The organism is Bacillus sp. G16 (assembly GCF_021282335.1).
Taxonomy (GTDB): domain Bacteria; phylum Bacillota; class Bacilli; order Bacillales; family Bacillaceae; genus Bacillus; species Bacillus inaquosorum.
The window spans coordinates 1-3,423 of record NZ_JAJSOZ010000041.1; the positions used below are offsets into that span (position 1 = coordinate 1).

At 35.1% G+C, this 3,423-nt stretch carries 8 protein-coding genes; 5 read left to right on the forward strand and 3 right to left on the reverse strand.

The genetic code is table 11. From position 1 onward, the window contains the following. Positions 1-101: sialate O-acetylesterase (locus LWH95_RS21310; RefSeq protein WP_232920343.1), on the reverse strand; the 101-nt coding region annotated here is incomplete at its 3' end. Positions 102-550: 449 nt separating this feature from the next. On the opposite strand from LWH95_RS21310, the gene LWH95_RS21315 reads away from it, so the two are divergent. Beyond that, entirely contained in the window at positions 551-952 is a 402-nt protein-coding gene (locus tag LWH95_RS21315; protein WP_232920338.1) for a hypothetical protein, read from the forward strand. A 73-nt stretch (positions 953-1,025) separates the two neighbouring features. On the opposite strand, the gene LWH95_RS21320 is transcribed toward LWH95_RS21315, so the two are convergent. Both LWH95_RS21320 and LWH95_RS21325 read right to left on the reverse strand, forming a co-directional pair. Continuing rightward, on the reverse strand, positions 1,026-1,382 hold the full coding sequence (locus LWH95_RS21320) for a hypothetical protein (protein ID WP_232920339.1): 357 nt from the start codon (positions 1,380-1,382) through the stop codon (positions 1,026-1,028). A 241-nt stretch (positions 1,383-1,623) separates the two neighbouring features. Beyond that, positions 1,624-1,977 (reverse strand): helix-turn-helix domain-containing protein, encoded by a 354-nt coding sequence (locus LWH95_RS21325; protein WP_017697587.1) that lies wholly within the window; start codon positions 1,975-1,977, stop codon positions 1,624-1,626. Between the two features lie 155 nt (positions 1,978-2,132). Between LWH95_RS21325 and LWH95_RS21330 the strand changes: the two genes are divergently transcribed. The 4 genes from LWH95_RS21330 to LWH95_RS21345 all read left to right on the forward strand — a co-directional run bounded on the left by LWH95_RS21330 (position 2,133) and on the right by LWH95_RS21345 (position 3,412). Continuing rightward, positions 2,133-2,342, forward strand: coding sequence for a helix-turn-helix transcriptional regulator (locus LWH95_RS21330; protein WP_232920340.1), 210 nt, complete (start codon positions 2,133-2,135; stop codon positions 2,340-2,342). A 32-nt stretch (positions 2,343-2,374) separates the two neighbouring features. After that, positions 2,375-2,515: a hypothetical protein gene (locus LWH95_RS21335; protein WP_232920341.1), complete on the forward strand. Its 141-nt coding sequence runs from the start codon at positions 2,375-2,377 to the stop codon at positions 2,513-2,515. A gap of 73 nt (positions 2,516-2,588) precedes the next feature. Then, a complete protein-coding gene (locus tag LWH95_RS21340) occupies positions 2,589-3,158 on the forward strand; it encodes a helix-turn-helix domain-containing protein (RefSeq protein ID WP_232920342.1) in 570 nt (189 codons plus the stop codon). Beyond that, positions 3,155-3,412, forward strand: a complete 258-nt coding sequence (locus LWH95_RS21345; RefSeq protein ID WP_015714340.1) for a YqaH family protein — start codon at positions 3,155-3,157, stop codon at positions 3,410-3,412. Before LWH95_RS21340 ends, LWH95_RS21345 begins: the two co-directional genes overlap by 4 nt. Positions 3,413-3,423: the final 11 nt, after the last annotated feature.

The window sequence follows — 3,423 nt, forward strand, 5'->3', positions numbered from 1 at the left end:
CGCAGCATTTTTATTTTTTCATTATAGATAGGGTCTACTTCATTCAAAAATCCACGGCCCGCCATATTCGACTGCCCCAACATTAAAAAAGACTTTATCATCTCATTTTTCACTTCTTTACATCAATATTTTAGTCTAATTAGACTATAATCAATTCAGTTTGTCTTGTAAAGCTTTAACAAGGTTTTATTTTTTTATTAGTATGTATGAAAAGCAAACTAACATTGAAAACTTGGTGGATGTATTTGAGAAATAGCAAGTTCTTTTTCTTATCCAACTATCGGGGGCTTTTAGTTCAATAACGTTCTTCCACAATCGGGCACGATTATTGAACAAGAACTAAAGGAGTTATACATATTAGTCATGTATAATATGTATCACTCCTTATTTTTATGGCTTTTTTGATTTAGGTCTTGATATACAATGAAAAAACAACAAAAACCCTGTCATGTAAGGGTTCCTATGGAGGTTCAAAATCATTTTTCATAGGAAATACGTTCAATGATGGGGGTGTATCCCAAATGAAATGGATTGTTAAAAAGGGAGGACTATGTTGAAGAGGTTAAATATCAATAAAAAATTATTAAAAAGGTTAACGATTGTACCAATTCTATTCATTTGTTATGTTTTATTTTTAATTCCTGAAGTTATACTTGAAGAGCAATGTCCTAATAAGCCTTATAGTTTAACAATCGTAAAGCACGGGACAGGTATATTCGATAAGAAAATTGTTTTAATATATTACAAGATCAACGGAAAAACAGTAGCTGTTGGAAATTTGGTGTTTTTTGAGAATTTGGGCAGGGATATAGATGTTACTTGGGATACGAACACTGATGATGGAACTTGGTGGATAGATAAAAGTGTACATTTAACCATGACTTATGCTAAAAATTTTAAGGGGGATTTAGACAAGAAAGATATTGTTTTTGATTACGGTACTGTCCAATGATAATGAATCAGTTTATTTAAAACAGGAAAATACAATAAAAGAACCGCCAGTCGCGATTCTTTTGTGTTCAGATTTAAACAGATTTAGGAGCAGTTTTTCCTTTCCTTACAAATACCATGATCCCGGGGATGATCATAAGTATAGCTGGTATTAAATAGAACCAATCAATACATATAAGTCCTCCCCCTGAGACAAATAGTAGAACACTGCTCAACTTTGGCTTAAATAAGACAACAATTGAAGCTGTAAACCCAATACATGAAAGGATCAAAGATACCCATGACTCTACAAGAAGGTCGCTTGTCATTTCAAAGTATCTAATTAAATGAAAAAATAAATCAAGATAGGCGATAACTAAAGCAAAAATAGATGCTACAACACCCAATAGGCTCCCTGTCAAACTTAAAAAAAACTCAATGGTTCTCTTCACAATAAACGCTCCTTATGTAATCAGGCCACTTCATTTTTATATATGAAAATGTAAAAGAAACATAAATGATAATATAAATGAGAAAAACAACAAAAACCCTTGCCACGTAAGGGTTTGTATGGGATTCAAAAGTCACTTTATAAATGAGGGTATGATTGAGATATAAATGAGAATCTAAATCTTATTAGTAAACAGAATTAAACATAATAAACAGAAATAAATAATAATAAACTAACTGCGTTTATTTATCTGATTTCCGTCTTTCCTTTAATTGCTCCGTTATAATCTCCAAAGCAGCCTGTAAGATCTCATCTGTTATCTCACCGTCTTTTGCTGCAAGGAACGTTTCAGGATCGTTTAACACTTTTTTTGCATCGTCAGTGATTATATTTGATGATTTATCTTTTCCTCTTAAAAGGTAGTCTGTAGATACATCAAAAAAGTCGGCTATTTTGATTAATGTTTCGTAATCAGGTTCGCGAGTGCCTTGTTCATAATTAGCAAGTTTTCCTCTTGAAAAGCCTAATCTGTCTGCGAGTTCATATTGGCTTAGACCTTTTTCTTTTCTTAAAGCTGCTATCCTTTTACCTAACATATACACTCACTCCTTGTTATTAATTATAACTTGGAAACTAAGCGTTTCTACATTTGGAAACAAAAAGTTTCTGAAAACACTTGACGGACACGTATTGTGTCCTGTATATTATAAATCGTAAAAGGAAACAAAACGTTTCTAAGGGGGTGTTATAATTGGAAAGGGAAGTTTTGTTTTCCTTACGTGGAAACACGTCAAGAGCAGTTGTTGCTAATGACTTAAACATAACTCCACAGATGTTAGGGGCAATTGAAAGAGGGGATAGAACTCCCTCCTTAAGTCTGGCCAAAAAGATTGCAGACTATTATGGAACAACTGTAGATGAAATTTTTTTTACTCAAAGTAGACACGAAACGTGTCCTTAATACAAGACAAGTACAGATAAGGGGGCTTAATTATGAAAGTCATCTTGAAAAAAGGACCGCTGTTTGAACTGGCAGAGGCCAAAGCTTACAAATATCTCAGTGGCATACTTGTTCAGCGAATGAATGAACACCAAGAGAAGCTTGCGCAACAAAATAAAAAGGAATCAGCCTAAGTCATTTATAAACAGCATGGTCTTTTAACTTCAATTTTAAAACTGAAAACTCAATATATCAGGAGGCAAACATATGGAGAACAACCCATACAACATGCGGAATTTACCGCAGATTATGCGTAGTGCCCGAAAGGCTGCAGGTCTTTCCCAATACCAAATCGGCAAGTTAATCGGAGGTAAGGATCAAAGGTATGTTTCAGACGTTGAAAATGGACTTGCCAAGCTCACTCCAGAGTTATGTATTAATTGGTTTGAGAAGTGCGATGCCTATGAACATATTGATCTTGTCCATTACTTATTTAAACTCCATCCAACTGCGGCTGCTCCAATTGATCCGGCACTTAATGAATGTGCAAGTAAAGCAGTAATTAATATGGTTCACCAATTGGAAGAAGCATTACAAGCAACCAAACATTTAGCCCGTTGGCTAACGGATAATCGACCAGGTAAAACAGAGGAACTGCCAATGGCTGATATTAAGCAGATTTTTGATTTGATTGCGGCTAACAAAACATTGATTTATTCACTTGTTCGTACTCACGGGTTGAAAATGCAGGAACTTGCAGATAGATGGACGCGGAAAGCGCTGGTTGATCAAGTTGCTATGGCAAAACAAGAAGGAAGGCAGGCGGTTTCAGTATGAATACTAATCATTTCTTGAAGTCAGATGTTCCTATCGCAAAAAGAAAAATCGAATCAGCAGAAGAGCTATCAATCATGCTGTCAGAGGCATTACGTGATGGTGATTATGAAGAAGCGATTAGTCTTGCTGGAAGCATCAAGGTTCTTACTGAGGATATTAGCCGGCTTGCAAACAAAGGACGTCTTTATGAAACGGCATTGAAAATGCAACAGCAAGGTATCAACTTAACTGTAGTGAGCAGGTGTATAGGATGATGGTTCATTTT